Consider the following 3,785-nt stretch of genomic DNA (forward strand, 5'->3'; position numbering starts at 1 on the left):
GGGTTAACCGTCTAACGCGTTAGCAGTGCGCCCTCTTCGGCCTCTTGAGTATCGCTCCATCATAGGCATGATATAAAATCATGCCTTATTATATTCACTCATTTTTTTGTTGTTGTCAATCACTATTTTGATGTATTTACCATTGTTAATCCGACTTGTCCTTTATCTAGGTCAATATTTAAAACCCACACGGTTACAATCTGTCCAACTGAGACAACATCTTTAGGATGTTTTACGAACTTATTAGATAATTTAGAGATATGTACTAACCCATCATTTTTAAGTCCGACGTCAACAAATGCACCAAAATCTGTGACATTTTACAAAGTATTAATTGGGTTATTTTAAAAACTACTAAACAAAATAAGCGCTTATTTATTAAGGCTGTATAAACCAAGAGATTAAAGATATACTGATGGCTCCGGATTATATATATCATCAATCTTACTATTATCATAAGCCTGAAAAAATAACTTGATTTATAATTCAAATACATACGTATATGAAGTTTATATGCATGTGTGTTTTTCTTACGTATAATTTACAGTTTTTGTTATATTTATATGATAAAATAAAACGTATTTTAAAATTACCTATGGAGATAAGACATGAAAAGAATAGTTGTAGTTGGTACACAATGGGGAGATGAAGGTAAGGGTAAAATTACTGATTTTCTTGCTCAAAAGGCTGATGTTGTTACAAGATACCAAGGCGGAAATAATGCAGGTCATACAGTTGTTATAGACCATAAGAAATATGCACTGCATTTATTACCATCAGGTATATTGAATGCTGACAAAGTTAATATATTGGCCAATGGTATGGTTATTAATATCGAGGCACTGATTGCTGAATTAAAGAATCTAAATCATACAGATTATCAGTTGTTTATTTCTGATCGTGCACATGTAACATTTCCGTTTCATATCACTTTAGATAAACATGAGGAATTCCTTAAAACAGAAAAGATTGGTACAACCAATAAGGGTATTGGACCAACCTACAAAGATAAAGCATCCCGCATTGGTATAAGGGTTGCTACACTTGTATCAAATGAATTTGAATCAGAACTTAGAAAGTTAATTGATGAAAAAAATATAGACTTTAAAAACTACGGATTACCTTTAATAGATTTTGATTCAGTCTATAAAACATATCAAGCTTATGCAAATATTATTAAACCGCTTGTTAAAGATACTTCTCTTTTATTAAATGATTATATAGGATCAGGGAAAAACATTTTATTTGAAGGGGCCCAAGGTACACTGCTTTGTTTAGATCATGGAACATATCCCTTTGTTACCTCATCATCACCAACAGCAGCCTCAGTACCATTAAATACCGGGGTTGCACCTTGGTTAATTGATGGTGCTATTGGTGTGACTAAGGCCTACTCAACCAGAGTAGGTGCCGGTGTCATGCCAACTGAAATATCAGGTGATATTGCCCAAAGTATACGTATCAAGGGTAACGAGTTTGGTACAACCACTGGAAGACCAAGACGTATTGGTTGGTTAGATTGTGTCGTTTTAAATTATACAAACCGTGTTTCTGGGTTATCTTATTTAGCAATTACTTTATTGGATGTCTTATCCGGACTAGACACCATAAAGATTTGTACATCTTATACATTAGATGGAAAAGAAATTTTCACCATACCAGCACACATTAAAGACTATGAAAAATGTGTTGCAAACTATATTGAGCTACCTGGTTGGCATGAAGATATTACGGGTGTGAAATCATTTGATGCTTTACCAGTTAACGCTCAAAATTATCTAAACAAAATTACAGAACTTACAAAAATACCATTAGCTATATTTTCAGTGGGTCCAAGGCGTGATCAAACAATAGAAGTATCATCTATATTTGAGGATTAATTTATGATAAAAAGATATCAAACACCATTATTTGAAACTTTATGGAGTGATCAAAATCGCTATGACACTTTTTTGACAATTGAACTAGCTGTTGCCAAAGCGTGGTATTTATTAGGCAAATATGATGAAACAACTTACAATAAACTTACTAAAGCAACCTTTGATTTAGAATCAATCTATGCATTAGAAAAAGAAACAAAACATGATATGATTGCATTTACAAGAACTGTCTCTAAAAGTTTGGGTGCTGAGAAAATGTGGCTACACTATGGTTTAACATCTACAGATGTTGTCGACAGTGCACTAGCACTTATACTCAGGAAAGCCAATCAAGCAATTAGATCAAAAATTAATAAGTTATTGTCAGTCTTAAAACAAAAAGCTTATGCTTATAAAGACCAACCAACCATAGGTCGTACCCATGGCATCCACGCTGAAATTACATCTTTTGGATTAAAATTTGCACTATGGTACAGTGATCTAAAACGGCTACTTTCTGTATTTGATGCTGCCTGTAAAAACATCGAAGTGATTAAAATATCAGGCGCTGTTGGCAACTATGCGGCCAACACACCTCAACTAGAAAAAACAGTTTCCCGTCTATTAGATATAGCATCTGCAGACATTTCTACACAAGTACTTCAAAGAGACAGACATGCAAACTACATTTCAAGTATTGCACTATTGGGTAGTGAACTAGAAAAAATAGCCACTGAAATAAGACATTTATCACGTACTGAAGTATCTGAGGTAAATGAATACTTCAGTGTAGATCAAAAAGGTTCTAGTGCAATGCCACATAAAAAAAATCCAGTATCTAGTGAAAATATATCTGGATTATCTAGAGTCTTAAGAGGTTATGTTTTAACAGCTTTTGAAAATATTAATTTATGGCATGAAAGAGATATTTCCCACTCCTCTGCTGAGCGTATCATATTAGCAGATGCAACAACATTAATTGATTATATGTTAGATCGTATAACAAATACGCTATCTAACTTAGAGGTCCACGCATTAAAACTACAAAACAATATAGATATAACTGGTGGTATCGTATTTAGTCAACATGTACTATCTCTATTGATTGATAAAGGACTTACAAGAGAGCATGCGTATGATTTGGTTCAAAAGATTGCGATTGATGCCATGAGCAATCAAAATGATTTTAAAACAGAACTTTTAAAAAGTTCAGATATCATGAAGTTTATGACACCAGATGAACTGGATAAAGCGTTTGACCCAATCTATATATTAAGACATGTCGATACCATATACTTAAAAGTCTTTAAAGCATAATAAAAGTCACATATCAATTCATAATATATGCCCTCTTTTATATTTTTTTTGATGTTTGTATTATTTATATATTTTAATCATATCACATGTGTGACGTTTTTGATCGGTACTTCATAATCCAATAGTTTTTATATAATGAAAGAATATAAAGTCTTAATACGTCATTTATCGGTCTCATATTTTAAAAACATAATATTTAACTAATCATTTAAAACACTTCCTCGATACAACCCTAAAAGTGCAATGATTTTTTTATTACCTTTGTCACAAATATATTTGCAAGGTTTGGATCAAACTGTTTTTCTGCACATTCAATAATTTCTTTAACTGCTTCTTTTTTTGATTGTTTCACTCGATAGATTCTTGAAGTTGTCATCACCTCTTAATCTAGCAAATAATCTAAAGGATCACTTTTTATATAAAAAACTCTTCCCATACGTGAGAAGAGTATTTCAATAATTAATGGTGACCCGTACGGGATTCGAACCCGTGAATGCATGCGTGAAAGGCATGTGAGTTAACCGTTTCTCCAACGGGCCAATGGCGGAGCGAGAGGGATTTGAACCCTCGCACGGGGTTAACCGTCTAACGCGTTAGCAGTGCGCCCTC

At 33.2% G+C, this 3,785-nt stretch carries 3 protein-coding genes, 1 tRNA gene and 1 pseudogene; 2 read left to right on the plus strand and 3 right to left on the minus strand.

What is annotated here, in order from left to right:
• Positions 1 to 122: 122 nt before the first annotated feature.
• Positions 123 to 320: pseudogene (locus G324_RS07815) on the minus strand (S1 RNA-binding domain-containing protein); the annotation flags it as partial.
• A 288-nt stretch (positions 321 to 608) separates the two neighbouring features.
• Between G324_RS07815 and G324_RS0100495 the strand changes: the two are divergent.
• Together G324_RS0100495 and purB are read left to right on the plus strand one after the other, a co-directional pair.
• Positions 609 to 1,880: an adenylosuccinate synthase gene (locus tag G324_RS0100495; RefSeq protein ID WP_025724440.1), complete on the plus strand. Its 1,272-nt coding sequence runs from the start codon at positions 609 to 611 to the stop codon at positions 1,878 to 1,880.
• Between the two features lie 3 nt (positions 1,881 to 1,883).
• Positions 1,884 to 3,176: an adenylosuccinate lyase gene (gene purB / locus G324_RS0100500; RefSeq protein WP_025724441.1), complete on the plus strand. Its 1,293-nt coding sequence runs from the start codon at positions 1,884 to 1,886 to the stop codon at positions 3,174 to 3,176.
• A 232-nt stretch (positions 3,177 to 3,408) separates the two neighbouring features.
• Here purB and G324_RS07925 read toward each other — a convergent pair whose 3' ends face one another.
• Together G324_RS07925 and G324_RS0100510 are read right to left on the minus strand one after the other, a co-directional pair.
• Positions 3,409 to 3,552: a hypothetical protein gene (locus tag G324_RS07925; RefSeq protein WP_156921258.1), complete on the minus strand. Its 144-nt coding sequence runs from the start codon at positions 3,550 to 3,552 to the stop codon at positions 3,409 to 3,411.
• 87 nt (positions 3,553 to 3,639) lie between these two features.
• Positions 3,640 to 3,715: transfer RNA gene (locus tag G324_RS0100510), tRNA-Glu, on the minus strand.
• Positions 3,716 to 3,785 lie beyond the last annotated feature (70 nt).

Origin of the sequence: Acholeplasma granularum ATCC 19168, assembly GCF_000526235.1 — a bacterium.
Classification (GTDB): domain Bacteria; phylum Bacillota_I; class Bacilli_A; order Acholeplasmatales; family Acholeplasmataceae; genus Acholeplasma; species Acholeplasma granularum.

What these genes read in the sequence shown, in the direction of transcription:
- G324_RS0100495 (WP_025724440.1), top strand. Translation starts at nt 609, where the DNA reads ATGAAAAGAATAGTTGTAGTTGGTACACAATGGGGAGATGAAGGTAAG.
- purB (WP_025724441.1), top strand. Translation starts at nt 1,884, where the DNA reads ATGATAAAAAGATATCAAACACCATTATTTGAAACTTTATGGAGTGAT.
- G324_RS07925 (WP_156921258.1), bottom strand. Translation starts at nt 3,552, where the DNA reads ATGACAACTTCAAGAATCTATCGAGTGAAACAATCAAAAAAAGAAGCA.